Source organism: Curtobacterium sp. MCBD17_028 (assembly GCF_003234875.1).
In the GTDB taxonomy this organism is placed as follows: domain Bacteria; phylum Actinomycetota; class Actinomycetes; order Actinomycetales; family Microbacteriaceae; genus Curtobacterium.
Window position 1 is genome coordinate 13,002 of sequence record NZ_QKTQ01000003.1, and the last position, 26,780, is coordinate 39,781.

General features: G+C 72.1%; 28 protein-coding genes. 13 read left to right on the plus strand and 15 right to left on the minus strand.

Annotation, left to right across the window (positions count from 1 at the left end; all coding sequences use genetic code 11):
* Positions 1-54: 54 nt before the first annotated feature.
* Complete coding sequence (locus DEI86_RS04495; RefSeq protein WP_111048909.1) at positions 55-1,743, minus strand: DHA2 family efflux MFS transporter permease subunit; 1,689 nt, start codon at positions 1,741-1,743, stop codon at positions 55-57.
* Entirely contained in the window at positions 1,740-2,369 is a 630-nt protein-coding gene (locus DEI86_RS04500) for a PadR family transcriptional regulator (protein WP_111012314.1), read from the minus strand. The genes DEI86_RS04495 and DEI86_RS04500 overlap by 4 nt, the downstream gene beginning before the upstream one ends.
* Before the next feature lie 125 nt (positions 2,370-2,494).
* On the opposite strand from DEI86_RS04500, the gene DEI86_RS04505 reads away from it, so the two are divergent.
* From DEI86_RS04505 to DEI86_RS04520, 4 genes are all read left to right on the plus strand, one after another.
* Positions 2,495-2,746, plus strand: a complete 252-nt coding sequence (locus tag DEI86_RS04505) for a phosphoribosylformylglycinamidine synthase subunit PurS (protein WP_111011554.1) — start codon at positions 2,495-2,497, stop codon at positions 2,744-2,746.
* Between the two features lie 5 nt (positions 2,747-2,751).
* On the plus strand, positions 2,752-3,447 hold the full coding sequence (gene purQ, locus DEI86_RS04510; RefSeq protein ID WP_111012427.1) for a phosphoribosylformylglycinamidine synthase subunit PurQ: 696 nt from the start codon (positions 2,752-2,754) through the stop codon (positions 3,445-3,447).
* Between the two features lie 256 nt (positions 3,448-3,703).
* Entirely contained in the window at positions 3,704-6,004 is a 2,301-nt protein-coding gene (gene purL, locus DEI86_RS04515) for a phosphoribosylformylglycinamidine synthase subunit PurL (RefSeq protein ID WP_111012426.1), read from the plus strand.
* 2 nt (positions 6,005-6,006) lie between these two features.
* Positions 6,007-6,951: a 2-hydroxyacid dehydrogenase gene (locus DEI86_RS04520; RefSeq protein ID WP_111048910.1), complete on the plus strand. Its 945-nt coding sequence runs from the start codon at positions 6,007-6,009 to the stop codon at positions 6,949-6,951.
* Between the two features lie 116 nt (positions 6,952-7,067).
* Here DEI86_RS04520 and DEI86_RS04525 read toward each other — a convergent pair whose 3' ends face one another.
* The 3 genes from DEI86_RS04525 to DEI86_RS04535 all read right to left on the minus strand — a co-directional run bounded on the left by DEI86_RS04525 (position 7,068) and on the right by DEI86_RS04535 (position 9,276).
* Positions 7,068-8,183, minus strand: a complete 1,116-nt coding sequence (locus DEI86_RS04525; protein ID WP_111048911.1) for a beta-propeller fold lactonase family protein — start codon at positions 8,181-8,183, stop codon at positions 7,068-7,070.
* The gene (locus tag DEI86_RS04530; RefSeq protein ID WP_111011557.1) at positions 8,180-8,542 is read right to left on the minus strand and encodes a chorismate mutase; all 363 of its coding nucleotides are present in this window, start codon (positions 8,540-8,542) and stop codon (positions 8,180-8,182) included. Before DEI86_RS04530 ends, DEI86_RS04525 begins: the two co-directional genes overlap by 4 nt.
* Before the next feature lie 62 nt (positions 8,543-8,604).
* On the minus strand, positions 8,605-9,276 hold the full coding sequence (locus tag DEI86_RS04535; protein ID WP_111048912.1) for a haloacid dehalogenase type II: 672 nt from the start codon (positions 9,274-9,276) through the stop codon (positions 8,605-8,607).
* Positions 9,277-9,473: 197 nt separating this feature from the next.
* On the opposite strand from DEI86_RS04535, the gene DEI86_RS04540 reads away from it, so the two are divergent.
* Together DEI86_RS04540 and DEI86_RS04545 are read left to right on the plus strand one after the other, a co-directional pair.
* Positions 9,474-9,761: a putative quinol monooxygenase gene (locus DEI86_RS04540; RefSeq protein ID WP_111011559.1), complete on the plus strand. Its 288-nt coding sequence runs from the start codon at positions 9,474-9,476 to the stop codon at positions 9,759-9,761.
* 97 nt (positions 9,762-9,858) lie between these two features.
* Positions 9,859-10,263: a DUF1304 domain-containing protein gene (locus DEI86_RS04545; protein ID WP_181434616.1), complete on the plus strand. Its 405-nt coding sequence runs from the start codon at positions 9,859-9,861 to the stop codon at positions 10,261-10,263.
* Positions 10,264-10,300: 37 nt separating this feature from the next.
* Here DEI86_RS04545 and DEI86_RS04550 read toward each other — a convergent pair whose 3' ends face one another.
* From DEI86_RS04550 to DEI86_RS04565, 4 genes are all read right to left on the minus strand, one after another.
* On the minus strand, positions 10,301-10,849 hold the full coding sequence (locus DEI86_RS04550) for a class F sortase (RefSeq protein ID WP_146244860.1): 549 nt from the start codon (positions 10,847-10,849) through the stop codon (positions 10,301-10,303).
* A 161-nt stretch (positions 10,850-11,010) separates the two neighbouring features.
* The gene (locus DEI86_RS04555) at positions 11,011-14,031 is read right to left on the minus strand and encodes a DUF11 domain-containing protein (protein WP_181439695.1); all 3,021 of its coding nucleotides are present in this window, start codon (positions 14,029-14,031) and stop codon (positions 11,011-11,013) included.
* A 523-nt stretch (positions 14,032-14,554) separates the two neighbouring features.
* On the minus strand, positions 14,555-15,067 hold the full coding sequence (locus DEI86_RS04560; RefSeq protein ID WP_111011568.1) for a VOC family protein: 513 nt from the start codon (positions 15,065-15,067) through the stop codon (positions 14,555-14,557).
* A 235-nt stretch (positions 15,068-15,302) separates the two neighbouring features.
* Positions 15,303-16,316, minus strand: a complete 1,014-nt coding sequence (locus DEI86_RS04565) for an iron-siderophore ABC transporter substrate-binding protein (protein ID WP_111011269.1) — start codon at positions 16,314-16,316, stop codon at positions 15,303-15,305.
* 133 nt (positions 16,317-16,449) lie between these two features.
* Here DEI86_RS04565 and DEI86_RS04570 point away from each other — a divergent pair, with 133 nt between their 5' ends.
* Together DEI86_RS04570 and DEI86_RS04575 are read left to right on the plus strand one after the other, a co-directional pair.
* Positions 16,450-17,214, plus strand: coding sequence for an enoyl-CoA hydratase/isomerase family protein (locus DEI86_RS04570; protein WP_111048915.1), 765 nt, complete (start codon positions 16,450-16,452; stop codon positions 17,212-17,214).
* An 85-nt stretch (positions 17,215-17,299) separates the two neighbouring features.
* Positions 17,300-17,878 carry a TetR/AcrR family transcriptional regulator gene (locus DEI86_RS04575; protein ID WP_181439696.1) on the plus strand — a complete coding sequence of 193 codons (579 nt, stop codon included), beginning with the start codon at positions 17,300-17,302 and terminating at the stop codon, positions 17,876-17,878.
* Between the two features lie 129 nt (positions 17,879-18,007).
* Here the strand turns inward: DEI86_RS04575 and DEI86_RS04580 are convergent, their stop codons facing one another.
* On the minus strand, positions 18,008-18,703 hold the full coding sequence (locus tag DEI86_RS04580) for an SDR family NAD(P)-dependent oxidoreductase (protein WP_111048917.1): 696 nt from the start codon (positions 18,701-18,703) through the stop codon (positions 18,008-18,010).
* Between the two features lie 101 nt (positions 18,704-18,804).
* Here DEI86_RS04580 and DEI86_RS04585 point away from each other — a divergent pair, with 101 nt between their 5' ends.
* Together DEI86_RS04585 and DEI86_RS04590 are read left to right on the plus strand one after the other, a co-directional pair.
* On the plus strand, positions 18,805-19,677 hold the full coding sequence (locus DEI86_RS04585) for a helix-turn-helix transcriptional regulator (protein ID WP_111048918.1): 873 nt from the start codon (positions 18,805-18,807) through the stop codon (positions 19,675-19,677).
* Between the two features lie 42 nt (positions 19,678-19,719).
* A complete protein-coding gene (locus DEI86_RS04590; protein WP_111035484.1) occupies positions 19,720-20,604 on the plus strand; it encodes a shikimate dehydrogenase in 885 nt (294 codons plus the stop codon).
* Here DEI86_RS04590 and DEI86_RS04595 read toward each other — a convergent pair.
* The 3 genes from DEI86_RS04595 to DEI86_RS04605 all read right to left on the minus strand — a co-directional run bounded on the left by DEI86_RS04595 (position 20,582) and on the right by DEI86_RS04605 (position 23,034).
* Positions 20,582-21,379 (minus strand): metal ABC transporter solute-binding protein, Zn/Mn family, encoded by a 798-nt coding sequence (locus DEI86_RS04595; RefSeq protein WP_258376463.1) that lies wholly within the window; start codon positions 21,377-21,379, stop codon positions 20,582-20,584. The two genes, DEI86_RS04590 and DEI86_RS04595, sit on opposite strands and share 23 nt — an antisense overlap.
* A 370-nt stretch (positions 21,380-21,749) precedes the next feature.
* Positions 21,750-22,238, minus strand: coding sequence for an FBP domain-containing protein (locus DEI86_RS04600; protein ID WP_111012301.1), 489 nt, complete (start codon positions 22,236-22,238; stop codon positions 21,750-21,752).
* A gap of 211 nt (positions 22,239-22,449) precedes the next feature.
* Positions 22,450-23,034 carry a helix-turn-helix domain-containing protein gene (locus DEI86_RS04605; RefSeq protein WP_111011277.1) on the minus strand — a complete coding sequence of 195 codons (585 nt, stop codon included), beginning with the start codon at positions 23,032-23,034 and terminating at the stop codon, positions 22,450-22,452.
* 83 nt (positions 23,035-23,117) lie between these two features.
* Here DEI86_RS04605 and DEI86_RS04610 point away from each other — a divergent pair, with 83 nt between their 5' ends.
* Positions 23,118-24,146 carry an NAD(P)/FAD-dependent oxidoreductase gene (locus DEI86_RS04610; protein ID WP_111048919.1) on the plus strand — a complete coding sequence of 343 codons (1,029 nt, stop codon included), beginning with the start codon at positions 23,118-23,120 and terminating at the stop codon, positions 24,144-24,146.
* A gap of 109 nt (positions 24,147-24,255) precedes the next feature.
* On the opposite strand, the gene DEI86_RS04615 is transcribed toward DEI86_RS04610, so the two are convergent.
* Positions 24,256-24,798 (minus strand): TetR/AcrR family transcriptional regulator, encoded by a 543-nt coding sequence (locus DEI86_RS04615; RefSeq protein WP_111049049.1) that lies wholly within the window; start codon positions 24,796-24,798, stop codon positions 24,256-24,258.
* Positions 24,799-24,852: 54 nt separating this feature from the next.
* Between DEI86_RS04615 and DEI86_RS04620 the strand changes: the two genes are divergently transcribed.
* Positions 24,853-25,563 carry an MBL fold metallo-hydrolase gene (locus DEI86_RS04620; protein ID WP_111012298.1) on the plus strand — a complete coding sequence of 237 codons (711 nt, stop codon included), beginning with the start codon at positions 24,853-24,855 and terminating at the stop codon, positions 25,561-25,563.
* A 92-nt stretch (positions 25,564-25,655) separates the two neighbouring features.
* On the opposite strand, the gene DEI86_RS04625 is transcribed toward DEI86_RS04620, so the two are convergent.
* Positions 25,656-26,036 carry a YchJ family protein gene (locus DEI86_RS04625; RefSeq protein WP_111048920.1) on the minus strand — a complete coding sequence of 127 codons (381 nt, stop codon included), beginning with the start codon at positions 26,034-26,036 and terminating at the stop codon, positions 25,656-25,658.
* 143 nt (positions 26,037-26,179) lie between these two features.
* On the opposite strand from DEI86_RS04625, the gene DEI86_RS04630 reads away from it, so the two are divergent.
* Positions 26,180-26,752, plus strand: coding sequence for a GNAT family N-acetyltransferase (locus tag DEI86_RS04630; RefSeq protein WP_220037876.1), 573 nt, complete (start codon positions 26,180-26,182; stop codon positions 26,750-26,752).
* The last annotated feature ends 28 nt before the right edge of the window (positions 26,753-26,780 follow it).

A 26,780-nucleotide genomic window follows, 5' to 3' on the forward strand; every position in this document is an offset into this window, starting at 1 on the left:
GCCCGTCGCCACATGCAGGCGCATGGGACGGCGGGGCCGGGAGGCCGGGCGCGGCTACTCGAGGATGGTCGGCGTCGCGTCCGTGGTCGGGCCGACGGTGGCCGGGACAGCGGTCGCACCGGCCTCCGCCCTGGCGCCAGCCCGCGCCGGAGCACCGGCACCGGCACCGGCACCGGCACCGGCACCGGCACCGGCACCGGCACCGACCGGAGTACCAGCCGCCGCGGCAGGGGCACCGGCCTGCGCCGAGGCACCCGCACCCGCCGCCGGACGACCGGCCCCGCCCCACGCCGCGGCCTTCGGCTTCGCGAAGAACAGCGCGGCGACGATCGCCACGATCAGCACGGCCGCGGGGAGCACGAGCGCCTGCCCCATCGCGGTGCTGAACGGCAGCTTGAGGAACGACGGGAGCACCCCGATCGCGGAGGAGGCGCTGCCGGAGTTCCCCGCGCCTCCCGAGTGGGGGAACTCGGCGGAGATCCGCGACTCCATGAGCGCGGCGATGCCGGCGGAACCGAGCACGGCGCCGATCTGCCGTGTCGTGTTGTACACACCGGAGCCGGCGCCTGCGAGGCGCGGCGGCAGGTTCCGGGTGGCGGTGACGGACAGCGGCCCCCACATGCAGGCGTTGCCGAGGCCGAGCAGCAGCGCGGGGAGCAGGATCCAACCCCAGGGCGCGTTGCCGGCGATGAGGGAGCCGATCCAGAACAGCCCGGCCGAGGTGCAGGCGAGCCCGAACGCCCCGATCCACTTCGGGTTGACGCGGTGCATGTTGCGTCCGACGAACGGCGCGAGCCCCGCGGAGAGCACGGCCATGGGCGTGAGGAGGAGCGCGGCCTGCGTCGGCGAGAACGCCGTGACGTCCTGCGCCCAGAGCGTCACCGGCAGCGCGAAGGACGAGATCGAGACGCCGACGGCCGTGATGGCCAGGTTGGCGAGCGAGAAGTTGCGGTCCGCGAACAGGCCGAGCGGGAGGAGCGGCTCACCTTTCTGCACGCCCTGCCACACCACGAACGCGGCGAGCACGACGATGCCGGCGATGATGAGCGACCAGACGGAGATCGGGCCCGTGATGGTGCCCCAGTCGTAGGTCCCGCCCTCCTGGATGCCGAAGACGAGCAGGAACAGCCCGGCGGCGCTGAGCACGATGCCGAGGACGTCGAACGAGTGCGCGTGCGTGTCGAACGTCGGGACGAGCCGCTGCGCGAGCACGAAGGCGACGACGCCGACGGGCACGTTCACGAAGAAGATCCACTGCCAGCCGAGGCCGTCGACGAGCAGGCCGCCCGCGATCGGTCCGACGAGGGTCGCGACGCCGGCCGTGGCACCCCAGAGGCCCATGGCGGCACCACGGCGCTCGGGCGGGAACATCCGCGTGATGGTCGCCATGGTCTGCGGGGTCATCATCGCGGCACCGAGGCCCTGCACGACGCGGGCGACGATGAGCATGCCGATCGAGCCGGACAGCCCGCACCAGAGACTGGACAGGGTGAAGACGACGAGCCCGATCTGGTACATCGTCTTCGGGCCGAAGCGGTCACCGAGGCGACCGGTGATGAGGAGCGGCACGGCGTACGCGAGCAGGTAGGCGCTCGTCACCCAGATGACGGAGTCGATGTCGGCGTCGAGCTTCCGCTCGATGGTGGGGGTCGCGACGGACACGATGGTCGAGTCGACGAGGATCATGAAGAAGCCGATGACGAGGGCCCAGAGGGCCGGCCAGGGCTTGCGTTCGGTGGTCATGCGTTCGGTTCTGCTTCCTTGTGGTGGTCAGTCGCGTGGTACGCGAGGGCGTCGGGGTGGTCGTCCGCGCCCTCCCAGTCGAGGTCGCCCGTGGTGAGGCGGTCGACGACCTGCTCGACCGCCGCGAGTTCGGCGGCGAGCACGGTGCGCTGGTACGCCAGGTCGAGCCAGTAGCGCTCGGGGAGGTGCTTCGAGGTGACGCTCTCGTACGCCTCGTCGAGGAAGGCCGTCCGTTCCCGGAGCGCGGCGATCCGCGTGCCGAGGGTGTCGAGGACCTCGACGCGGGGCAGGTTGTGCGCCTCGGCGATGGCGAGCGGGAACTCGGGGTACTCCTCGGCCGGGGTCGCGAGCATCGTCAGGAGCTGCTCGCGGAGTACCGCCCGCCCCTGCTCCGTGATGGCGTAGGTGGTGCGCTCGGGCCGGTTGCCCTCGCGGTCCGTGCCCTGCTCGACCAGGTATCCGAGTTGCGTCAGTCGCCCGACCTGGTGGTAGAGCGTGCCCGGGCGCACCTTGACGTTCCGGTCCTCCTTCCGGAGCACCATCGTCTGGAACATCTCGTACGGGTGCATGGGGCGCTCGGCGAGCAGCGCGAGCGCGGCGAACGCGAGCGGTGTCATGTCCGGCATGGAGGGCCTCCCGTCCTGGTTGTCCGACGCCGATTATTCGACGTGGAATATACGCCTTGGAACAACCGGACGCAAGGGTAGACTCGGCTGGTCCCTTCCCCCCGACCCCTGTTGGAGTTGACAAGGTGCCCACGATCGTCGTCGAGGTCATGCCGAAGGCAGAGATCCTCGACCCCCAGGGGAAGGCCGTGGGCGGCGCCCTGGCCCGCCTCGGCAAGTCCGACCTCACGAACGTCCGCATCGGCAAGCGGTTCGAGGTGTCCGTCGACGGGCCTGTCGACGACGCCAAGCTCGACGAGGTCCGCGGGATCGCTGCCGACGTCTTCTCGAACGCCGTGATCGAGGACGTCGTCTCCGTCCACGTCGAGGGCGAGTGACCCCGGTGCGCATCGGCGTCATCACGTTCCCCGGATCGCTGGACGACCGCGACGCCCAGCGCGCCGTCCGCCTGGCCGGTGCCGAGCCGGTCGCGCTCTGGCACGGCGACCACGACCTCCAGGGCGTCGACGGCATCGTGCTGCCCGGCGGGTTCTCGTACGGGGACTACCTGCGCGCCGGTGCGATCGCCGCGAAGGCGCCGATCATGGCCGAGGTCATCGACGCCGCCGACAAGGGGATGCCGGTGCTCGGCATCTGCAACGGGTTCCAGATGCTCGCGGAGGCCCGGCTCGTCCCCGGCGCGCACACCCGGAACGCACACCAGCAGTTCATCCGGCGCGACCAGAAGCTGCGCGTCGAGAACGCCGAGACCGCGTGGACGAGCGGGTTCGCGCCCGAGCAGGAGATCACCATCCCGCTCAAGAACGCCGACGGCCGGTTCGTCGCCGACAGCGAGACGATCAAGCGCATCGAGGGCGAGGGGCAGGTCGTCTTCCGGTACGTCGGGGTCAACCCGAACGGCTCCATCGACGACATCGCCGGTGTCTCGAACGAGCGCGGGAACGTCGTCGGGCTCATGCCGCACCCCGAGCACGCCACCGAGCCCGGGTTCGGGCCGGACACCCCCGCCGCGATGTCCTCGGGCACCGACGGTCTCACCTTCTTCACCTCGGTCATCGAGTCGACGCTCGTCCGGTGACGAGCACCCCCGCTCGTCACACGGCGAGCACCGACGTGACCACCCGGCGCCGAACCGTCGACGCCCGCGACCAGGAGCCTCCGCAGCCGTGACCGACGCCCAGCAGTCCGACGCCCACGCGCAGTTCGCGCCCGAGCCCGCCACGACCGCGCCGGGCGCCCCGGTCGCCGAGGCGCCGACGATCCCCGGGCCCGCTCCCGCTGGCGCCGCTGGCGGTCCGTCCGCGGGCGGCCGAGGGGTCCCGGCTCCCGACACCGTGCAGGACGCCGCCGCGACGCCCGACAAGGAGCAGCCGTACGAGGCCCTCGGGCTCACGGCCGACGAGTACGCGCGAATCCGCGAGATCCTCGGCCGCCGCCCCACCTCGGGCGAGCTCGCCATGTACTCGGTGATGTGGAGCGAGCACTGCTCGTACAAGTCGTCGAAGAACTACCTGCGGCAGTTCGGCCGGAAGGTCACGCCGGAGATGACCAAGCGGCTCATGGTCGGCATGGGCGAGAACGCCGGCGTCGTCGACGTCGGCAACGGCTACGCCGTCACGTTCAAGGTCGAGTCCCACAACCACCCGTCCTACGTCGAGCCGTACCAGGGCGCGGCCACGGGCGTCGGGGGCATCGTCCGCGACATCATCTCGATGGGTGCCCGCCCGGTGGCGGTCATGGACCAGCTTCGGTTCGGCGCCATCGACGCCGAGGACACCGCGCGCGTCGTGCACGGCGTCGTCGGGGGCATCTCGTTCTACGGCAACTGCCTGGGCCTGCCGAACATCGGCGGCGAGACCTACTTCGACCCGATCTACCAGGGGAACCCCCTGGTGAACGCGCTCGCGGTGGGGGTCCTCAAGCACGAGGACCTGCACCTGGCGAACGCGTCGGGCACCGGCAACAAGATCGTCCTGTTCGGCGCCCGGACGGGAGGCGACGGCATCGGTGGCGCGTCGATCCTCGCCTCCGACACGTTCACCGAGGGCGGCCCGACCAAGCGTCCGGCGGTCCAGGTCGGCGACCCGTTCGCCGAGAAGGTCCTGATCGAGTGCTGCCTCGAGCTGTTCCGCGCTGGCCTCGTCGAGGGCATCCAGGACCTCGGCGCGGCCGGCATCTCGTGCGCGACCTCGGAGCTCGCGTCGAACGGCGACGGCGGCATGCACATCTCGCTCGACGACGTGCTGCTCCGCGACCCCACGCTCACGGCCGAGGAGATCCTCATGTCGGAGAGCCAGGAGCGCATGATGGCCGTCGTCCGGCCGGACAAGCTCGACGCGTTCCTCGCGGTCACCGCCAAGTGGGACGTCGAGACGAGCGTCCTCGGCGAGGTCACCGGCACCGGCCGCCTGGTCATCGACTGGCAGGGTCAGGAGATCGTCAACGTCGACCCCCGCACCGTCGCGGTCGACGGCCCCGTGTACGACCGGCCCGTCGCCTACCCGACCTGGATCGACGCGGTGCAAGAGGACAGCGCGGCCTCGCTCGACCGTCCGTTCGAGGGCGAGGACCTCCGCACCCAGTTCCTGCAGGTGCTCGGCTCGCCGAACATGGCGGACAAGCGCTGGGTGACGAACCAGTACGACACGTACGTCCTCGGGAACACGGCCCTGTCGTTCCCCGACGACGGCGGCATGATCCGCGTCGACGAGGAGACCGGCCTCGGTGTGGCGATCGCCACGGACGCCAACGGCCGCTACTGCTACCTCGACCCCAAGGAGGGCGCCCGTCTCGCCCTCGCCGAGGCCTACCGCAACGTCGCGACGACGGGTGCGGTGCCCGCGGCGGTGACCGACTGCCTGAACTTCGGCTCCCCGGAGAACCCCGAGGTGATGTGGCAGTTCTCGCAGGCGGTCGAGGGCCTCGCCGACGGCTGCATGGAGCTCGGGATCCCCGTCACGGGCGGCAACGTGTCGTTCTACAACCAGACCGGCACGACGCCGATCCACCCGACCCCCGTGGTCGGTGTCCTCGGGATCATCGACGACGTCGCCAAGCGGGTGCCGTCGGGCTGGCAGGACGACGGCCACAACGTCTACCTGCTCGGTCGGACCTCGCTCGAGCTCGACGGCTCGGCCTGGGCCGGCACCGTGCACGGGCACCTCGGCGGGCGTCCGCCGGCGGTCGACCTCGACCAGGAGAAGGCCCTCGCGGACCTCCTGCACGCCGCGGCCGACGAGCAGCTGCTGACGAGCGCGCACGACCTCGCCGACGGCGGGCTCGCGCAGTCGCTCGCCGAGTCCGTGCTGCGGTTCGGCATCGGCGCGCGCGTCGTGCTCGACGAGCTCGAGGACCGCGACGGCATCGACCTCGCCACCGCGCTGTTCTCGGAGTCGACCGGCCGCGTGCTCGTCACCGTCCGGCGCGAGGACGACGTCCGGTTCCAGGGACTCTGCGACGGCCGCGGGTACCCGGTGCTCCGCATCGGCGTGACCGACGCGGAGTCGCAGGCGCTCGAGCTCCAGGGCGCCTTCACCGTGCCGCTCGCCGAGCTCCGTCGGACCCACGGCAGCACCCTGCCCGAGCGGTTCGGTGCCGTGGTCGAGGAGACCGTCACCGAGGGGACGCTCGGCTGACGATGACGGTCGTCACCCTGCCGACCGCGGAGATGCTCGACCTGTTCGGGCCCGCGCCCGACGGCGTCACGCTCGAGGTGTGGGACATCGAGTCGCCCCACCCCCGGCCGTCCTCCGTCACCGGCGTGCTCATCCCGGCGTACTTCCGCGGCGGTCACCGCTGGCAGTACGTGCACGACCTGCCCGGGCTCGAGCTCCTGCAGCTCCCGAGCGCGGGGTACGAGTGGGCGCTCCCCCACGTGCCCGGACACGCCACGCTCGCGAACGGCCGCGGGATCCACGACGACGAGACCGCCGAACTCGCCGTCGGCCTGGCGTTGACCTCGCTCCGGAACCTCGACGTGCACACGCTCGAGCGCACCCGGCAGGAGTGGACCGTTCGGCTCGGGCGCTCGCTCGCGGAACGGCGGGTGCTCGTGGTCGGCCACGGCTCGATCGGCCGCGAGATCGCCGCGCGGTTCGAGGCGTTCAAGTCCCACGTCACCGTCGTGGCCCGCACCGCTCGCGAGCAGGACGGCCGGCAGGTGCACGCGTTCACCGAGCTCCCGACGCTCGTGGCGACGGCCGACGTGGTCGTGCTCATCACCCCGCTCACCGACACGACGGCCGGGCTGATGTCCGCCGAACTGCTCGCCGCCATGCCCGACGGCGCCCTGCTCGTCAACGTCGCCCGCGGTGGGGTCGTCGACACCGAGGCGCTCGTGGCCGAGTTGTCGTCCGGGCGCCTGTCCGCGGCGCTCGACGTCACCGACCCGGAGCCGCTGCCCGCGGGGCACCCGCTCTGGACGACGCCGAACACCGTGTTGACGCCGCACGTCGGAGGGAACACGGGTCTGAGCGTGCCGCGGACGGTGGACCTCATGCGGCGGCAGGTGGCGGCCCTGGCGGCCGGGCGGCCGCTCGCGAACGTGGTCCAGCCCGAGGGGGCGGGCTCCCCCACGGCCTGACCCCGCCCACCGATCCCGTTCCGCCTGTCTTCGACGGTCCGGGCGTGGCCTGTGGACACGGCACCCGCGGACACGGCGCCCGCGGACACGTCGCCCCGGGCTGCCCGACCCTCGGCTCAGGCGATGGGCACGATGCAGGTCGGGGTCCCAACGGGGACGACCGCGACGGGGACACCCGGGATGCCGTCCTGGTCGAGCGGCAGGACCGCGACGCCGTCGGACCGCTCGTTCGCGACGAGGAGGAACCCGCCGACGCGGGCGAAGTGCCGCGGCCACGATCCGCCGCACGGGACCTCCGCCAAGCGTCGCAGCCCCTGCGCGGCATCGAGCACGCAGATGGTGTCGCGCCCGCGAGCCGCCACGTACACGCGACCGGTGTCGTCGACCTCGATGTGGGACAGCAGCGTCTCGCCGACGGGCCCGCCGAACGCGGGTGCACTCTCGACGTCGTGCAGGACGCCGTCGGCATCGGCCTGGAGGCGGTGCACCCGTCCGTCGAGCTCCCCGCTGACGAGCAGGTGGTCGCCCCACCAGGCCATGTGCCGAGGCCCCGTCCCGGCGGGCAGGGTGTGCTGACGGACGTGGTCGATGACGGGGGCGCCGTCATCGTCGACACCCATGCGGTACTCGTGGATCGCGTCCCCGCCGAGGTCCGAGACCAGGACGGTGCCGTTGCGGCCCGCGACGACCTGGTGCGCGTGCGGCTGCTCCTGCCGCGTCACGACCGGCCCCGAGCCGTGCGGGAGGTCGGTGCCGGTCGTCGAGAGGACCGGGGCTCCGGCCCGGGTCTCCGCGCCGTGCTCGTACGCGACGGTCCCGTCGTGGAGGACCGACTCGGCGTGCACGTCCGCTGGTTCGAGTGCGACCGCACCGACGCTGCCCGAGGAGTAGTTCGCGAGCAGCAGGACGCCGGACGCATCGACGTGCGCGTGGCAGGGGTCTGCACCGTGGCTCGGGGCATCCCAACGGTGCTCGAGGGTGGCGTCGTGACGGCGGAACGCATGCACGCTGCCCTCCGCCGCTTCGGACACGGCGAACACGCTGTCGCCGGACTGCACGAGGAACGAGGGGTTGTCGACGACGGCGATGGTCCGCGCCGTCAGATCACCCGCGGTGTCCGCCTCGACCAGGGAGATCCCCGTCGCGTTCCCACCCCGGGATGCCGTGTACCCGCCGACGAGGAACCGCAGCGCGGCGAGTCCCTGCCCCGCCCCGTCCGCGGTGTCCGTCACTCGTCGCCCACCGCGATCCGCTCGTGGTGGTGGATCACCTCGGCGATGATGAAGTTGAGGAACTTCTCGGCGAAGGCGGGGTCGAGGTGCGACTCCGCCGCGAGCGACCGCAGCCGCGCGACCTGGACCTGCTCGCGCTCCGGGTCCGCCGGCGGCATACCGGCCGCGGCCTTCAGGTACCCCACCCGCTGCGTGTACTTGAACCGCTCCGCGAGCATGTGCACGACGGCCGCGTCGATGTTGTCGATGCTCTGCCGGATCGCCGCGAGCTCGTCGACCGCGGAGCGCTCGTACGGCGAGGCCGAGCGGGTTCCTCGGGTGTCGGTGGTGGTCCCGGAGGGCTGATCGGCGGCGGTCATGCGACGAGCCTAACGGCGGCCACCACCACGGGTCGCTGTGTGACAGCGGCTGTGGAGAGCACTCACATGTGGATCACGCCTGCGAGCTCGACGAGGGACGGCACGGCGAACTCGGCGCGCTCGAACACCGCCGGCCAGGGCGCTCCGGTGCGGTCGACGAACGCCGTCCGGAGCCCGGCCCGCCGAGCACCGTGCAGGTCCCAGGGGTGCACCGCGGCGAGCACGGCCTCGCCCGGTTCGACCCCGATCGACGCGAGCCCGCGCCGGTAGGCGTCCGGGTGGGGCTTCATGACGCTCGTGTCCTCGACGCCGATGTGCCGCTCGACCAGGTCCGCGACCCCGGCTCGCTCGACCAGTGCCCGTGCGTTGGCTCCCGCCCCGTTCGACAGCGTCACGATCCGGTGCCCCGCTGCGGCGAGCGCGGTGATCCCCCCTGCGACGTCGTCGTGCGGCGGGAGCTCGGCGAACGCTCCGAGGATCGCGTCAGCCGCATCCGCCGGCTCGTCGAGCAGACCCTCGACGTGTGCCAGGAGCCCGAGCAGCACGGGGCGTCCGACCTCGGCGAACGAACGGGACTCGCCCACCATCGTCAGGGCGAAGCCGTCGCGCAGGGTGGCGGCGAACCAGGTCTGCGCGAGGGCACCGGCAGCCCCCTCGGCCTCGAAGGCCGGGGCGAGCGCCGACAGGTCGGAGAGGGTCTCGTTGACGTCGAGCACGATGACGGGTCGGTCCATGTCGGTGACGCTACGCGCCAGGACGGGCGCGCCAGGGCCTCCCGGCTGACCCTGGGGACGACGGCGGTGCGGTCGGCGCTGTGGAGGGGAGGATGCCGGACACGGCCCTCCTGCCCGCCTAGGCTCGGCAGCGCCCGGCAGCGCCCGGCGTCGGCCGGGACCGGCGCGGGCCGGGAGGCACGGGAACGGAGTCGAGGATGGCAACGATCGTCAGCGCCACGTGGATCGCGATCGAGGGACACGAGGGGACCGTCGCCGAGTCCCTGCAGAGCCTCGTGGAGGCCACGCACGCGGAGCCGGGCAACCTCGTGTACGAGGTCTACGTCGACGACGCCGAGCCGCGCGTGTTCCGGATCTTCGAGAAGTACGTCGACGACGACGCGTTCCAGGCACACATCGACTCGCCCCACTTCTCGGAGTACGGCACGCTGGGAGCGATCCCCCATCTGGAGGGCCGGGAGCGGCGGACGTTCCGCGCACTCTGATCGGCGGTTCCCCCACACACCCCGCTGACACCACCGCCGTCCACACCACTCCTGTGCGTGGTCTGGGCAGCTCCCCGCTCCTGGGACAATGGTTCCCATGTCGATCGTGCTCGGGATCTCGTGTGTGTTCGCCGTCCTCGCCGGACTGGTGCACGTCTACATCTTCTTCCTCGAATCCGTCGCCTGGACGAGCCCGCGCACGCGTCAGGTGTTCGGCATCGCGGACGAGGCCGAGGCGCGATCGACCCGGACACTGGCGTTCAACCAGGGCTTCTACAACCTCTTCCTGGCGATCGGGGCGGTGCTCGGGGTCGTCCTCGTCGTCACGGGCAGCAGCGCGACCGGGTGGGCTCTCGTCGTCTTCGCGTGCGCGTGCATGGTCGGCGCATCGGTGATCCTCGGGGCCACCGGTCGCCGCTACCGCAACTCCGCGCTGGTGCAGGGGTCGTTCCCGCTGATCGCGCTCGTGTTCGCGTTCATCGGGTCGTTCTTCGCGTCCTGAGCCGCGCCTCCCGGCCGCACCGCGTGGCGGGCCCCGCTCACTCCCGGGTCGCCTCGATCACCACGTTGTCGACGGAGCGGCGGCCGTCCGGTCGCTGGAGGCACGTGATCACGACGAGTCGGCCCGGCACGTCCCTCCAGATCGACGAGGTCGACGCGAGCCGACCCTTCGGCACGACGCGCGCCGTGCTGACGCGGTACTCGACACCGCCGACGCTGATGACCGTTCCGGGGGCCACCGAAGCACGCCGCCGAGCGACGTCGATCAAGAAGTTCCCCGGCGCGAGGCCGCCGTTGCGGAGGGAGTGCATGACCACGAAGACCGTGCCGCGGTCCCCCTCGGCGCGAGACGCCCCGAGACCGTCCACGACGTAGGCGGACGTGAACCCGGGCGGGGTGATGACCCCGCCGACGGCGGCGAGCCGAGCGAGGGGCACGTCGAGATCGAGGGACCTGACGATGAACCGGGAGCCGGCCCGTTCCTCCTGCCCGGCCTCGGTTCCGGCACCGGTCGTGGCTCCGGACCCGGTCGCGGGCCGGGTCGCGATCGGACCCTCCGGGTCGAGCTGAACGGCGTTGCCGCGCATGTCCACCACCGTTCCGGCCGCTGAGGATCCGGCGTCTAGGAAGTACCCGCTCACGCCACCGGCGATCATGAGCACGGCGAGGGCGCCGGCCGCGAGGAGCACCCGCGGCCGGCGCCGGCCCGTCCGACGTCCCCGTCGCGCGGGATCCGCCTGCGGATCGGTCACCGCTGGCGACGCCGGAGGACCGTGAACAGCACCACACCGGCGAGCGCCGTGCCTCCGGCACCGAGGAGCACCGTCCACCAGCGCGCGCCCGCCCCGGGCTCGGCGACCGTGCCCCCGGTGCGCACCGCCGCGCCGGTCACCGGTTCGTCCGGCGCGGCCTCCGCGCCGGGCTCGGGCTCGGGAGGCGCGACCACCGTGGTCGTCGTGCATCCCGCGTCGGTCACGCATGCACCGCCCGGAGCACTCGGGGTGACGACGTTCACGAGCGATCGGTCGCCGGTGTCGGGATCGTCGACGGTCACCGAGTACGAGACCCTCGTCGTCTCGCCCACCCCGAGCGCCCCGGACCAGGCGAGGGTGGCGTCCGACACCGTCGCGCCGTGGTCCGCGTCCCGGTCGTAGGTCGCGTCGTCGAGGACCGCCGACAAGTCGTCCTCGAAGGACACCGGGTCCTCGTCCGTGAACGCGACGGCCCCGGTGTTCTCCACCGTCACCGTGTAGGTGACGACGTCCCCCGGATCCGCGTGGTCGGTGTCGGCCGTCTTCTGCAAGGAGTACGAGCGGACCGGGACCCGCACGACGCACGTCGGGTCCTGCAGGTCGGAGCGGCAGTTGCTGTGGGGCGCGACGACGGTGTTGGTCAGGACGTCGTCGGCGTCACTCGCGGCACGGTCACCGACGGTGACGGAGTAGGTGAAGGCCTCGGAGGCGCCGGCGCCGAGCGGGCCGCTCCACGTCAACTCCGGCTCGCGGTAGGTGACGTCGTCCGGGAGGGTCTCGACGGTCGCGTCGTCGAGCACCCCCGACAGGTCGTCGACGAACGTCGCCGGGTGTGCCGCGGTGTAATCCGCGGTACCGGTGTTCCGCATCGTCACGGTGTAGGTGACCGTCCCTCCGGGCGTGACGACGTCGACGTCGGCGGTCTTGCTCACCGCCAGGGAGCGCACCTTCGTGGTCGTGGCGCACCCTGCCGTCCCACAGGAGCCCCCTGCGGCCGTCGGTCGGACGGAGTTCACGAGCTCGTGATCGCCCGTGTCCGGGTCGTGGACGGCCACCGAGTAGGTGATGGTCTTCGTCCGCCCCACGGCCAGGGCCCCCGACCAGGAGAGGGTGTTCCCGGAGATCGTCGCGCCGTCCGGAGTGTCGCCCTGGTGGTCGGCGTCGTCGAACACGCCGGAGAGGTCGTCGGTGAACGAGGCCGGGTTCCCAGCCGTGTAGTCGACCTTGCCGGTGTTCGACACCCGAACGGTGTAGGTCACGACGTCGCCCGGATCGGCGACCGACGCAGACGCTCGCTTCTCGACGGTGTAGGCGGCGGCGCGGGAGTGGGCCGTGCAGTCCGGGTCCGGGTGTGTGGTCGTGCAGTTGGCGCCCGGAGCAGTGCCGACGACGGTGTTGTCGAGCCGGCCGTCACCGCCACCACCCGGATCACCGACGACGACGGAGTACGTCACGGTGACCTTCGCCCCCACCGCCAACGGCCCCGACCACCGCAGCCCGGGCTCGTCGTACGCCACGGCACCGCCGGACGCCGTCGCGTCCCGGCCGTACGCGGCGTCGTCGAGGACCTGGGCGAGGTCGTCGTCGAACGACGCCGGATGCGCGTCCGTGTACGGGGCCGCGCCCGTGTTCTCGACCGTGATGGTGTAGCGGACGGTCGATCCCGCGACGACGTCGGAACGGTCCGCCGTCTTCGTCAGGACGTAGGACCGGACCGGCGTCGTCGTGGCGCACCCGGCCGCTCCGCAGGTCCCGCCCGGGGACGACGGGGCGACCACGTTGCGGAGTCGGTGATCACCCTGGTCGGGATCGTCCACCGTGACCGAGTACGTGATCGTGCGGGTCGCACCGGCCGCGAGCGCGCCCGACCAGGAGAGCGTCTTCCCGGTGACGACCGCACCACCGGACGCGTCGTCGCGGTATCTGGCGTCGTCGAGGACACCCGTGAGATCGTCCGTGAACGACGCGGGGTCCTCCGACGTGTAGCCGACGTTCCCCGTGTTGGCCACCGTGATCGTGTACGACACGCGGTCCCCCGGCTGTGCGACCGTCGCTGAGGCGGACTTGGTCACCGTGTAGCTCCGGGCGCTGTTGGTGACCGTGCACGTGATGTCGTCACCGGCCGCCGGGGTCACGCGTTGGACGGTGCCGCCGCCCGACGGCAACCGCGTCGGGCTCCCGGCGTTCGCGTTGGTGCAGGTCCACTGCTGCGCGTACCCGGACAGGTCGGTGCCCGTGCCCGTGGTGGCGGTCTCGGAGAGCGTGAACGCGCCTCCACGGCTGTCCGGGAGGACCGTGGTCGACCCCGTCGTCGAGGTGTCGGCACCCCCGGTCGTCGCGGATGCCAGGACGGTCCCCTGCGGTGACGTGATCGCCGTGTCGAACGAGTCGGACGGACTCGAGCGGCCGTCGACCGCCTTCCGCAGGGTCAACCTCGACGTGACGAACGCGAACGCGACAGCCTCCGCGCCGCTGCGGTTGGTCTCGCTCAGGACGGCCTCGATCGACGTCGGTTCGTTCGCCTGGAGCACGAGCGCACCGAACGGTCCTCTGCCCCCCTCGCACCGGACCGCGGTCGATCCGATCCCGGTCACGCCCCCGCTGCATGCGGGTCGCGCCGGATCCGGGACGTCGAGGCGACCGAGCGGAACGTCCGACGCGAAGTCGATCCGTTCGTGGGTCTCCGAGGTCTCCGCATCGGCGGCGACCATGCCCCATCCTGTGACCGGCGTCCCCGACGCGTCCTCGACGTGGATGTCGCTCAATGCGAAGCGCGCCCCGACGTTCCGCGCGTCGTCGAACCCGAGTGCCGGTCGACCTGGGATGCCCCGGTAGATCTGCGTCCCGATGTACGCCTGTTTGTACGTCGGTGTGCTCGCAGCACGCGTGGTGCCGGCACGGTACCCGCTCGGCGTCGCGGTCCTGATGGTGTATCGCAGGACGTAACCGCCGGGGAGCCGGGCGCTCATCGTCTGGCCGGTCGTGGAGCGCGCCTGACCCTCGTCGTACGAGGACATGTCCAACCAGCACAGATTGGACGCTTCAGTCCCTCCACTGCCGTACCCGCAGCCCGTGGGCGAATCCGAGACGGTCCGGGCTTCGGCGACGGGCGCGAGGACGCCGGTGGCGAGAGCGGTGCTCGCGGTGAGGACGGCGGCTGCGAGAGCCGCGATCCGCCTCCGGATGGGTGCGCCGCCGGGGCGGTTCCTGTGGTGTTGCGTGTGCATCGGGGCAGCGTGGGCCTTCCACCACCGCGGACCGCGGCGACCGCGGTCGGGTGGACGTCATGAACGGGAGGCGTTCACTCTGACGTCCACGGGCGGCGGCGATCGGCCATCCCTCGCAGCACACGGGGGTCGTGGCCGGTCACCTCACCCGTCGCATGACCTGGGGGCGACGCGGGATCCTCGAGCACCTCGTCCCCACACCGGGCCGCGACCGCGGGCCCGGGCTCGGGCTCGGGCTCGGGCACGTGCACGGCCCGGGCCCTGGTTACGGCTCGGGCGCTGGTTACGGCTCGGGCGCTGAGCAGCCCGGTGCTCAGGCGTCGGCGGCGAGCTGTGCGGCGGCCTGCCCCCACCACTCCTCGACGGCGCGGATGCTCTGCTCCTCGGAGATGTCCGGGCGGCGGCTGAGCAGTGCCCAGCGGTGTCCGAACGGGTCGATGATCGACGCGAAGCGATCGCCGGACACGAAGTCACTCGGGGCCTCGCGCCCGTCGGCCCCTGCTGCGACCGCCCTGGCGTAGACGGTGTCGACGTCCGCCACGTAGAGGACGGTCGAGCTGCTGACGCCGTCGCCGCCCTTCTGCGGCGGGGTCAGTCCCATCGCCGGCATCGGGTCGGACAGCTGCAGTCGCCCGGTCCCGAAGTCGAGCTCCGCCTGCCCCACGAACGGTTCGCCGCCCTGGGTGGCGGGAGCGTCGAGGCGGTAGACGACCTCGGCGCCGAAGACATCGACGTAGAACGCGATCGCCTCGGCCGCGGGGTGCACGACGAGGAACGGGGTCAGGCTGGTGTAGCCGGCGGGGCGGAAGGCGCTGTCATCGGTCATGTCGCTCATCCAACTCCCGGCCGCGGAGCACTGCTCGGACGGCGTCGTGTCCACAGACGACCGAACTCGTGTCGCCCGACAGTGGTTCCGTCGTCACATGCGCACCAGCATCTGCGGACACATGAAGCGACGTTCCCGTTGTCGGACGACGCGCACAGTGTCGGGAACAGGCGGTCTCCGAAGGAGGGCGGGGCGAGGCCGAGGGCCCGGGGCGGGGCCGAGGGCCCGAGGCGGGTCAGCCGAGCTTCGCCGCGAACTGGTCCGGCAGCCGCTTCAGGGCCCAGAGGATCGCGGGCACGGTCCCGATCGAGAACGCGGAGGAGACGTCGGCGTTGCGCTCGACGATGACGTGACCCTTCTTCACCGAGGGCACCTGCTTGAACAACGGGCTCGAGGACGCCTGGGCCGCCGTGGTGTAGATCGGCAGGATCACGGTGAGGTCCGCGTCGAGCAGGTCGAGGTTCTCGTTCGACAGCGTGGCGGAGAACGCGCTGCCCGCGGCCTTGTCGACCGCCTTCGGCTGGGTGAACCCGAGCTGCTTCATGAACGCGACGCGGGAGTCGCCCGAGGCGTAGGCGCCGTACCCGCTCGATGTGTACGCGCCGATGACGGCCGTCTTGCCCTTGAACTCGGGGTGGGCCTTCCGCGCGCTGGCGAACGCGGAGTCCACCTGGTCGAGCAGGTCCTTGCCCTGCTGCACCTTGCCGAGGGCCTTCGCGATCATGGTCACCTGCTGGTCGGTACTCGTCAGGTAGTTCGCGCCGCCCTTCGGGATGGCGACGGTCGGGGCGATGGCGGAGAGCTTCTGGTAGCGGTCCTTGTCGCCCGAGCTCTTCGTGTCGAGGATCAGGTCGGGCTTGAGCGCGACGATCTGCTCGTAGCTCGGCTCCAGGGTGCCGATGATCTTCGGCGACGTGGTGTACGCGCCCTTGAGCCAGGGGCCGACGCCCTCGCCGCCGAACGCGAGCCAGTCGCTCGCGCCGACGGGCTGGACACCGAGGGCGAGGGCCGTCTCGGCGTCCCCCCACCCGAGCGCGACCACGCGCTTCGGCGCGGACGGGATCGTCGTCGTGCCGAACGCGGTCTGCACCGACACCGGGTAGGAGGAGCCGCTCGTCGCCGTCTGCGAGGCGCTGTTCGAGGCGGTGCCGCTGCTGCACCCGGCGAGGACGAGGGTGGCCACGACGGCGGTCGCGATGGCGGCGACGAGGGAACGGAGGCGGCGCGCGGGCCGACGGCTGGCAGTCACGAAGGTGAGGCTACCCTAAGCCGCCCCCACGCCTCCCGCGAGTCCGGCTTGACGTAACTGAACTGATCTGTATGGTTGAGCCAACGCGGCTGAACAGACCTGTTCAGTTGCCAACCGAGCCCGAGGAGCCACCATGACCACGCCCACCTACTTCGACCAGTACGACAACCTCGCCTTCGAGCGCGACGAGGACGGCGTGCTCGTCCTCCGCTTCCACACGGACGGCGGACCCCTCACCTTCACCGGCCGGACCCACGAGGACCTCCCCCAGGCCCTCGAGGACATCGCGCTCGACGCCGACAACCGGGCCCTGGTCATCACCGGCACCGGCGAGCACTTCATGAAGGACATCGACGGCCCGAGCCTCGGCGAGATCTTCAAGCCGGCCGCGTGGGAGAAGACCCGCGTCGAGGGCCGCAAGGTCCTCGAGCGCCTCCTCGACCTGCCGATGCCGGTCGTCGGCGTCGCGAACGGCACCGCCACGATCCACTCGGAGTACCTGCTGCTCGCCGATGTGCACATCGCGTCGGAGCGGGCGACCTACGGCGACTTCCCACACCCCGCGTTCGGCGTCACCGCCGGCGACGGCCTGCACGTGGTGTGGGAGGAGATCGCCGGCACCCAGCGCGCCAAGTGGCTGCTCTGGACCGGCGAGACCATCGACGCGCAGACCGCGTTGCAGTGGGGTGTCGTCAACGAGGTCGTCGCGCACGAGCACGCCCTCGAGCGCGGCATCGAGATCGCGCGGAAGCTCGCCGCCAAGCCCGCGCTCTACCGTTCGCTGCAGAAGCAGACGCTCAACCTCGCCCTGCGACGCCGGCTGACCCAGGACGTCCCGTTCGGGATGGCGCTCGAGGGCCTCACCGCCGCCGATCTGGCGTACCAGCAGCAGGCCTGACGTGGAAAGCGCGGGGGTGCCGCCGTCTCGATCGGCGCCCCCGCCCGCGTCGTAGACTGAACAGATCAGTTCAAGGAGGCCCGACGTGGCGACCACGACACCCCGCACCCGCAAGCGCCCTGCGCTCGACCGCGTCGTGCAGACCGCCGACCGGCTCTTCTACGCCGACGGCATCCACGCGACCGGCGTCGACACGATCGCCGATGCCGCGAACGTGTCGAAGGCCACCATGTACACGTACTTCCGCACGAAGGACGACCTGGTCGGCGCGTACGTCGAGGGCCGGAGCCTCGCTTGGCGCGACCATCTCACGACGCAGCTCGCCGCGGCCGACGTCGACGCGGCAGAGCAGATCCTCATGGTCTTCGACCTGCTCGGCACGTGGTTCGCGACGGACGACTTCAACGGCTGTCCGTTCATCAACGCCGAGGCCGAGAGCACGACGGATTCGCCCGCGCACGTCGTGAACGTCGAGCACCGCACCTGGATCCGGGCGCTCTTCACCGACCTCGCCGCCCGGGCCGGCACCGCCGACCCCGCCGCGACGGCGATCCGGCTCGCGATGCTCTACGACGGTGCCATGGTGGGCGCACACACGGAGCCGCAGCTGCCGTGGGCCGCCGAGGCCCGCGACGCGGCCGCCGTCCTCATCGCCCAGCGCTAGCGACGCGTCCGCGGCCCCGCAGGGTGGCGCGGCGCACATCGGACGCACACCGCCCCTCGAGGACGTGGCCGGGAGGCGCGACGCACGTCGGACGCGCGCCCCGCCTCCCGGCCATGGTCGATGGCCCGATCACCAGGCGACGGCGCCGCTGCGATCGACGAACGTGCCGGTCGGGCCGTCGGCGCCGATCGTGGCCATGGCGACGATCACGTCGGTGCCTTCCTCCACGGTCTGGTGGCCGGAGTTGCCGTTGAGGTCGGTGGCGGTGTAGCCGGGGTCGACCACGTTGAAGCGCACCTCCGGGATCCACTTGGCGTAGATCGTCGTGAGCATGTTGAGCGCGGCCTTGCTCGCACTGTACGAGAGGGTCGGGATCTGCGCCTCGATCCGGGAGTCGTCGGCGCGGACGGCGAACGAGCCGAGGCCGCTCGAGACGTTCACGACGACGGGTGCCGTGGAACGACGGAGCAGCGGGAGGAACGCGTGGACGACCCGGACGGGGCCGACCGTGTTCGTGTCGAGCACCTGGGCGATCGCGGGCCCGTCCACCTCGTCGAGCGGCGCACGGCCTCCGGCGATGCCCGCGTTGTTGACGAGCACGTCGAGGGTGCCGAACCGCTCGGTGAACTCGGTGGCGGCCTTCGAGACGGACTCGTCGGAGGCGACGTCGATGGTGATCCAGTCCACGCCGAGCTCCGCTGCTGCCGATGCACCGCGCTCGGGGTCGCGGGATCCGATGACGACGGTGTGCCCGAGGTCGCGGAGTCGCTGCGCCGCCGTGTACCCGAGTCCCTTGTTGCCGCCGGTGATGAGTGTCGTTGTCATGGCTCCACCGTGCTCCTCCACAGCGGGGGCTACCAGGGAACCGTCAACAGTGTGACCGGCGGTACCACCCAGGGGACCGCGGTCGGTGGGACCATCGATGCATGACCGAACGAGGCGACTTCGCGACCCTGCTGCGCGCGTGGCGCGACCGGTTGCACCCGGCCGCGGCGGGCCTCCCGGCCGGTGCCGGGCGGCGGGCGACTGGGTTGCGGCGTGAGGAACTCGCGGCCCTGGCCGGGGTGTCGGTCGACTACGTCGTGCGGTTGGAGCAGGGGCGGGCGGACCGGCCGTCGGCGCAGGTCGTCGCCGCGATCGCCCGCGCGCTGCAGGTGTCCGAGGGCGAGCGCGACCAGTTGTACGTGGCGGCCGGGCTCGCCGCTCCGTTACCGACGGTGGTCCCGACGTTCGTGCCACCGAGCGTGCAACGGCTGATCACGCGGATGCCGGACGCCGCCATCGCGGTGTGCAGTGCGGACTGGACGATCCTGACGACCAACGCGGCATGGGACGCGCTGCACGGCGCTCCTCCGGCGAGCGGGCCGGAGCGGAACGTCGTCCGGCGGCACTTCCTCGGCTCGCCGACCCGGCTGCTGCGCGAGGAGGGCGAGACCGAGCGGTTCGAGCAGGCGATCACGTCGGACCTGCGGACGACGACGGTGCGCTACCCGCAGGACCGGCAGCTGCAGGCGCTGATCGACGAGCTCGTCGCCGGGAGTCCCCGGTTCGCCGAGCTGTGGGCGCAGGTCGGCGCCGCCCGACACCGGACGGAGCGGAAGACGATCCTGCACCCGACGGTCGGGCCGGTGCTGCTCGACTGCGATGTGCTCAGCGTGTCAGGCGAGGACCTGCACATCGTCACGAACACGGCCGAGCCGGGCACCGAGGACGCCTCGCGGTTCGACCTGATCCGGGCACTCGGGGCGACCGGGGCGGCACCGCTCGACCCCGCGGATTCGCCGCTCCTGCCCAGCTGAGTCGCCCAGCGGTCACGGTCCCGGTCGGTAGGGTGATGCGCTGTGCCCGCTGCTCTCCCCGATCCCGACCGCACCCGCCTCGCCGTCCTCGGTCAGCCGATCGACCACTCGCTCTCGCCGACGTTGCACGCCGCGGCGTACCAGGCCCTCGGTCTCGATCTGACGTACGAGCGGCACGAGGTCGGCTCCGGCGAGCTCGAGGCGTTCGTCGGTGACCTGGACAGCTCGTGGCGCGGCCTGAGCCTGACGATGCCGCTCAAGCGCGAGGTCCTGCCCCTGCTCGATCGCACGACACCGCTCGTCGACGAGCTCGGCGTCGCGAACACCCTGCTCCTCCGGACCGAGGCCGGCCGCACCGTGCTCTCGGGGGCGAACACCGACGTCGACGGCATCGTCCGCCCGGTCGAGGCCCTGGGGCACGTGCCGGGTGCCGCGACGATCCTGGGCGGCGGAGCCACCGCGGCGAGCGCCTTGTTCGCGTCGCTCCGTCTCGGGGCGTCGTTCGTGCGCGTGTACCTGCGCGACACGACGAAGGCGAGCGAACTCGTGCTGCTCGCGACGCGGCTCGGTGTGACGCTCGAGGTGCACCCGCTGGCAGACCTGCCCGATGCTCCCGCGTCGGGGCTCGTCATCTCGACGCTGCCGGGCGGCGCCGCCGACACCCTGCAACTGCACCCGTCAGGCGACGACGCCGTCCTGTTCGACGTCGCGTACGACCCGTGGCCGTCCGTGGTCGCCGAGCGCTGGTCGGCAGCGGGCGGCCGGGTGCTCAACGGGCTCGACATGCTCGTCGAGCAGGCCATCGGTCAGATCCGGTTCTTCACGAGCGGGGACGCCGACCTGCTGCTGCCCGACGAGGCCCGCGTCCGCGATGCCATGCGGGCCTCGGTCGGGCTGTCGGCGATCAGCCCGCAAGCGCCTTCTTGACGGCGTCGATGTTGCTCTGCTGCCAGGCGATGTAGCCCTTGCCGGACGGCAGGGTCTCGGTGACGCCGACGACCGGCACGTGGTTGCTGCGCGCCGCGGACTTGACCTGCTCGGTCTCGGGGCTCGAGGTCTGGTCGTTGTAGGCGAGGAGCTTGACGGGGTCCTTGCCAGTGAACAGCTGGAGCGTGTCGTTGAGCGCCGCGGGTGGCACGTCGTCGCCTTCCTCGATTGCCTCCGAGAAGTCCTGCGGGGTGACGTTGCGCAGCCCGATCGCGTCGAACAGGTAACCCGGCACCGGCTCGGTGTAGGCCACGCGGTCGCCGGCGTCCTGCTGCTTGAGCGCTGCCGTCTGCGCTTCGAGGCCCTGGAGCTGCTTGGTGACTCGTGCCGCGTTGGCCCGGAACGACCCCTTGTGCGTGGGCTGCTCCTGGCCGAGCTCGGTCGCCACGCGACTGACGAACCGGACCATGGTCGGGTAGCTGTAGAACACGTGCTCGTTGAAGTCGTCGTCGCCGGCCTTCTGGAGCCCGGACAGCTTGACGACGTCGATGAGGTCGGCCTTGGACTTCGTCGAGTCACGCAGGGTCTCCATGTACGAGTCGTACCCGCCGCCGTTCTCGATGAGCAGGTCTGCATGGGACACGGCGAGCTGGGTGCGGGGCGAGGCCTCGAACGAGTGCGGGTCCTGCGAGGGGTCGGACAGGATGCTCGTCACGTGGACGTGGGAGCCGCCGATCGTCGACACGAGGCCGCCGTACACGTTGGTCGACGCCACGACGTCGATCCGGCCGGAGGACCCGGAGCCACCGGAGGCGGACGACCCGGATCCGGACGTTCCACCCGCCCCTCCGGAACTCGAGCATCCGGTGAGACCGAGAGCGGCGGCGCCGGCGACGGCGGCGAGGGCGATGAGGGCGCGTTGACGCATGAGGGGTGGAGGTCCGTTCCGAGGCCGCTCGACAGGGACGGGCGGCGGCGACCACGCTGCGCCCGCACCGCGACGCTATTCACTATCGATAATGATTGTCAATTCCGATGCACTGGGGAGGCGCGACCCGCGCCTCCCCAGCGGCCCGCGCCTCCCCCGCGGCTCACGCCGCGCGGACGGCCCCCGCTCCGCGGACCGTTCACGCCCCCCGGACGGTTCACGCCCCCCGCACGTCCCGCGCGAACGCGGCCGCCCGCTGCCGGAGGCTGACGATGCGCTCCTGCCGGGCCGCCTCGACGTCGAACCCGAGGTACGCCGGCGGCGGTGGGTTCCGCACGTTGGCCGAACACTGGAAGTCGGCGCAGACGAGCGTGCCGACGGTGTTGCCGTTCCGCCCCGAGGCCCCACTCCGGCGCGCGCTGTAGAACAGCACGTCGTTCGGCAGGCGGACGTCCTGGCACCAGGCGCACTGCGGCCGGGTGCGGGTGCCGCCATCGGCCTGGCGGAACAGGATGCCGACGAGGGCGTCGCCGTCGGGGATGATCGCGTACGCCCGGCGTCCGATCTTCGGGTCGCGCCAGCCGAGGTAGTCGAGCTCGTCCCAGTCGAGGGCGTCGAACCCGCTGGGCAGGGTGATGTCGGAGACCTCTTTGCGCGAGGCGTTCACGAACGCGGCGCGGATGGCCTTCTCGGTGATGGGGAGCATGGGTGTGCCGTTCTCTCAGCCCGGGCGCGCTGGCGCCGGGCGGGTGTCATGGGGAGGAGGGCACAGCGGACGACGGTCACGACGACCGGGATCGATCCACTGCGCCGCCAGCCGGCATCCGCGGAAGCGGGTGCCGGGGCGGCCGTCACCTGACGTCGGCGGATGGACCGCCGGCGACCTCCTGCCATGACGAGTTGCGCACGCTCCTACGCTACCGCGCGCCGGACGTGGGCAGGACGTGCGCGCGCTCCCCGCTCCTCCCGGACAGGCTGAGGAACTCGACCGCTTCCGGCCCCGCAGCACCGGACCAGTGTGGGGTGCGGGTGTCGAACTCGGCCGCTTCACCGGGACCGAGCACCATGTCCTGGTCGCCGAGCACGAGGCGGAGTCGGCCGGTCAGGACGTACAGCCACTCGTGCCCGGGATGGGTCATGGGCTCGGGCACGGCCGGCGCGACCCGCCCCGGCATGACGTGCTTGAACGCGGTGATCCCGACGGCCCCGCGTCCGAGCGGCAGGATCGTGTGGCCGTGGGCGCGGAACGGTCGGATGTGGATGCGCGGGTCGCCACTCGGCGGCGCTCCGACGAGCTCGTCGAGCGGCACCTGGTATTCGCGGGCGAGCGGGAGGAGCAGCTCGAGTGTGGGACGTCGCCCGCCCGACTCGAGCCGCGACAGCGTGCTCACGGACACCCCGGTGGCGGCGGACACCTGCGCGAGCGTCAGTCCGCGGTTGGTCCGGAGCTTCCGAAGCCGGCCGCCGACCGCGTCGAGGGTGCGTTCCCACGTCTCGTCCATGGCCCCACTTTGCCATTCCCGCAAGAACGATTGCCACTTCGGCGAGCACCGCACAAGCTGACGGTCGAACGAGGAGGAACGACATGCCCACACACACTGACCACGACGTCGTCGTCATCGGCGGCGGTGCGGCCGGCCTGAGCGCCGCGACGGCACTGGCGCGCTCGATGCGATCGGTGGTGGTCGTCGACGCGGGCGAGCCCCGGAACGCACGGGCGGCGGCCGCCCACAACGTCCTCGGCCGCGAGGGGACCGCACCGGCCGACCTCCTGCGCCTGGCCCGCGCGGACGCCGAGCGCTACGGCGTCCGCATCACCGTCGGACGAGCGACCGCCGCCGCACGGCAGGGCGACGGCATCGCCGTCAGCCTCGAGGACGGCAGCCGACTCCGCGGCCGCCGTCTCGTCCTGGCGTCGGGCGCGGTCGACGAGCTCCCCGACGTGCCCGGACTGCGCGAGCGCTGGGGGCGCGACGTCGTGCACTGCCCCTACTGCCACGGTTGGGAGGTCCGGGGCCAGCGGATCGGCGTGCTCGGCTCCGGCGCGATGGCCGTCCACCAGGTGCTGCTCTTCCGGCAGCTCAGCGACGACGTGACGCTCTTCCGGCACACGATGCCCGAGCCCTCGGACGAGGAGTGGGAGCGGTTGGCGGCTCGGGGCATCCGCGTCGTCGAGGGTCCGGTCGCTCGGGTGCTCGTCGACGACGACCGGTTGACGGGCGTCGAACTCGACGACGGGCACGTGTTCCCCCTCGACGCGGTGGCCGTGCAGACGCGGGTGGTCGCCCGAGCGGACGTGTTCGAGCACCTCGGCGGCGAGGTCGCCGAGCATCCGAGCGGCATGGGCCGACACGTCCCCGCCGACCCGACCGGTCGGACTGCGCTGCCCGGCGTGTGGGCGGCCGGGAACGTGACGGACATCGGCGCGCAGGTCATGAGCTCCGCCGCCGCGGGCGTGATGGCCGGCGCGGCGGTCAACATGGACTTCATCGAGGAGCAGACGGCCGCGGCGGTGCGAGCGCGGCGGGAGCCGTTCTCGCCCGAGGCCGAGCGCGAGGTCACCGGGCGGGTGCTCGGCGATCGCCGCCACGGGTTCGAGCCGGCGCGGGACTGAGCCTGACGCCGGCGCGGGGCCGAGCCTGACGCCAGGGCTGCGCACGCGGACGACGAGTGCGCACGCGGCCGCATGCCCCGTTGTCGTCCGCATGCGCACCCGACCTGCGTCAGCGCCCCATCCCCAGTGCCGCGACGATGCGCTCCCGCCCGAACGCCCACGCCGCCTCGACGTCCCCGCCGAGCTCGAAGCGCTCGTTGAGTTCCATGCCGACGAACCCCACCACCCAGGCCGTGAGGGTCCGCGCCGCCTCGAGCGCGTGCTCCTCGCCGGCGAGCTCGCCGCCGAACCGCACCACGGCGACACTGGCCGCAGCGCCGAACTCCGGCCGGGCAGCGGAGACACCCGCGCCCGGCGTCATGACGAGCTGGAACGCAGCGGGCCGCTCGTGCCCGAACGCCCGGAACACGTCGGCGACCTCGGCGGCAGTGGTGGCGGACTCCATCCGCCCCGCGAGGTCCGACAGGGTCGCCTCGGCCACGAGCTGGACAAGGTGGTCGCGGCTCGACACCCGCTTGTACAAGGAGGGCGCCCGCACCCCGACCCGCAGCGCGACGGACTGCATGGTGAGACCGGCCAGCCCGTCGTGCTCGAGCAGGTCACGGGCGGCGGTCACGATCGCGTCGAGGGAGGTGCGTTCCGGGGTGGGCATGTCCATCAGCATAGCTATTGACGGTAGCCATCATGGCTAAGTACAGTAGCCATCATGGAACTGGCACCGAACCTCCACCGCATCGGCAACGACATCGTCGCCGCGTACCTCGTCGTGGCGCCCGAGGGCATCACCGTCATCGACGCCGGCCTCCCCGGGTCGTGGCACGACCTGGTCGCCGAACTCGCCTCGATGGGCCGCTCGCTCGACGACGTGCGCGGCGTCGTCCTGACCCACGGCGACTCCGACCACGTCGGGTTCGCCGAACGCCTGCGCCGTGAGCGCGGCGTCCCCGTGTACGTCCACGCCGCCGACGCCGCGCGGGCCAAGGGCGGCGACAAGCCGAAGGCCGGCAAGCAGTCGATGCGCCTCGGCCCCCTGCTCGGATTCGTGGGCTACTCGATGCGCAAGGGCGGGCTCCGGACGAACTGGCTCACCGAGGTGGTCGAGGTGCACGGCGGCGAGACCCTCGACCTCCCCGGCGCCCCGCGGATCATCAGCACGCCGGGGCACTCGCCGGGCAGCATCGCCGTGTTCGTCCCGGCCGTCGACGCCGTGTTCGTCGGCGACGGCCTGACGACCCGGCATGTCCTCACCGGCCGCACGGGTCCCGCGCCCGCGCCGTTCACCGACGAGCCCGAGCAGGCGGTCCGGTCGCTCCGCGCCCTGGTCGACACGAACGCCCACTGGGTGCTCCCCGGTCACGGCGCCCCGTGGAGCGGCGGCGTCGCCGCGGCGGTCCAGGCCGTCGAGCACGCCGACTGACCCCCTGCCGGGAGGGACCGACGACCGGGAGGGGCCCGGCCACCGGGAGGCACCGGCCACCGGGAGGGACCGGCCACCGGGAGGAACCAGCGTCAGCTCGACACACCGTCCACGTAGAACCAGCGCCCGGCCTCGCGCACGAACGCGCTGTCCTCGTGCAGCTCGCCCCGCTCCGAGGGCGTCCGCCACCACGCGCGGAACTCGACGGTCCCGCTCGTGTCGAACGGGCCTCCCGAGCTGGTCCCGAGGACGTCGAGTCGCGTCCACCGCATCATCGGGTCGAGCTCGAGGCTCGTCGGCCGCGTCCGCGGGTGCCACGACGTCAACAGGTACTCCGGCATGGTGAGCGCGAACGCCGTGAACCGCGAGCGCATGAGCCGCTCGGCCGTGGGCGCGGCCGCTCCCGCGTGCAGGGGGCCGCAGCACTCCGCGTACGGATTGCCGCTCAGGCAGGGGCATCGTTCCGCTGACATGTCCTCAGCGTAGGACCGCGACGCCGCCTCGCCACCGGCTCGGGAGGCCCGCCCCCTCCCCGCCGCACGCGTGACGTCCGCATCGACCCCACCACCGGCCCGGGAGGACCGCCGCACCCCGCGACCGCGTTTACGGTTGGTCCATGAGCACTCCCCTGACGATCCGCCGCGCCACGCTCGAGGACGCCGCGACCGTCGCGGACCTCGTCGAGCGTGCCTACCGCGGCGAGGCGAGCCGCGAGGGCTGGACGAGTGAGGTCGACGTCATCGGCGGTCGACGCACCGACACGGAGCAGATCCGCGCGCTCATCGCTGCGCCGCACTCGGTCGTGTTCGTCGGCGTCGACGAGGGCCGGATCATCGCCACCTGCCAGGTCCAGCGGCATGGCCCAGGCCTCGCGTACTTCGGCACCTTCGCGGTCGAGCCGACGATCCAGGGCAGGGGCCTGGGGCGCCGGATGATGGAGGCCGCCGCCGAGCACGCCCGCACGACGTTCGACGCCGCCGCGCTCGAGATCACGGTCGTCGCGCAGCAGTCGGCACTCATCGCCTGGTACCGACGCCTCGGGTTCGTGCCGACCGGCGCGACCCGGCCGTTCCCAGCCGAGGCCTGGGGCGCGACGCCGCTCGTGCCGGACGTGCACTTCGTCGTGATGCGGAAGCCGCTGAGCGACCGCGATGAGGTCGACACCGAGGACGTGGACCGGGTCGGCTGACACGAGCAGCCCGTCCGATCAGGGACAA

Excerpts from the sequence above, each read along its gene's own strand:
- DEI86_RS04495 (WP_111048909.1), bottom strand. The coding sequence starts at position 1,743 with ATGACCACCGAACGCAAGCCCTGGCCGGCCCTCTGGGCCCTCGTCATC.
- DEI86_RS04500 (WP_111012314.1), bottom strand. The coding sequence starts at position 2,369 with ATGCCGGACATGACACCGCTCGCGTTCGCCGCGCTCGCGCTGCTCGCC.
- DEI86_RS04520 (WP_111048910.1), top strand. The coding sequence starts at position 6,007 with ATGACGGTCGTCACCCTGCCGACCGCGGAGATGCTCGACCTGTTCGGG.
- DEI86_RS04530 (WP_111011557.1), bottom strand. The coding sequence starts at position 8,542 with ATGACCGCCGCCGATCAGCCCTCCGGGACCACCACCGACACCCGAGGA.
- DEI86_RS04535 (WP_111048912.1), bottom strand. The coding sequence starts at position 9,276 with ATGGACCGACCCGTCATCGTGCTCGACGTCAACGAGACCCTCTCCGAC.
- DEI86_RS04540 (WP_111011559.1), top strand. The coding sequence starts at position 9,474 with ATGGCAACGATCGTCAGCGCCACGTGGATCGCGATCGAGGGACACGAG.
- DEI86_RS04545 (WP_181434616.1), top strand. The coding sequence starts at position 9,859 with ATGTCGATCGTGCTCGGGATCTCGTGTGTGTTCGCCGTCCTCGCCGGA.
- DEI86_RS04550 (WP_146244860.1), bottom strand. The coding sequence starts at position 10,849 with ATGCGCGGCAACGCCGTTCAGCTCGACCCGGAGGGTCCGATCGCGACC.
- DEI86_RS04555 (WP_181439695.1), bottom strand. The coding sequence starts at position 14,031 with ATGTCCTCGTACGACGAGGGTCAGGCGCGCTCCACGACCGGCCAGACG.
- DEI86_RS04560 (WP_111011568.1), bottom strand. The coding sequence starts at position 15,067 with ATGACCGATGACAGCGCCTTCCGCCCCGCCGGCTACACCAGCCTGACC.
- DEI86_RS04570 (WP_111048915.1), top strand. The coding sequence starts at position 16,450 with ATGACCACGCCCACCTACTTCGACCAGTACGACAACCTCGCCTTCGAG.
- DEI86_RS04580 (WP_111048917.1), bottom strand. The coding sequence starts at position 18,703 with ATGACAACGACACTCATCACCGGCGGCAACAAGGGACTCGGGTACACG.
- DEI86_RS04585 (WP_111048918.1), top strand. The coding sequence starts at position 18,805 with ATGACCGAACGAGGCGACTTCGCGACCCTGCTGCGCGCGTGGCGCGAC.
- DEI86_RS04600 (WP_111012301.1), bottom strand. The coding sequence starts at position 22,238 with ATGCTCCCCATCACCGAGAAGGCCATCCGCGCCGCGTTCGTGAACGCC.
- DEI86_RS04605 (WP_111011277.1), bottom strand. The coding sequence starts at position 23,034 with ATGGACGAGACGTGGGAACGCACCCTCGACGCGGTCGGCGGCCGGCTT.
- DEI86_RS04610 (WP_111048919.1), top strand. The coding sequence starts at position 23,118 with ATGCCCACACACACTGACCACGACGTCGTCGTCATCGGCGGCGGTGCG.
- DEI86_RS04615 (WP_111049049.1), bottom strand. The coding sequence starts at position 24,798 with ATGCCCACCCCGGAACGCACCTCCCTCGACGCGATCGTGACCGCCGCC.
- DEI86_RS04620 (WP_111012298.1), top strand. The coding sequence starts at position 24,853 with ATGGAACTGGCACCGAACCTCCACCGCATCGGCAACGACATCGTCGCC.
- DEI86_RS04625 (WP_111048920.1), bottom strand. The coding sequence starts at position 26,036 with ATGTCAGCGGAACGATGCCCCTGCCTGAGCGGCAATCCGTACGCGGAG.
- DEI86_RS04630 (WP_220037876.1), top strand. The coding sequence starts at position 26,180 with ATGAGCACTCCCCTGACGATCCGCCGCGCCACGCTCGAGGACGCCGCG.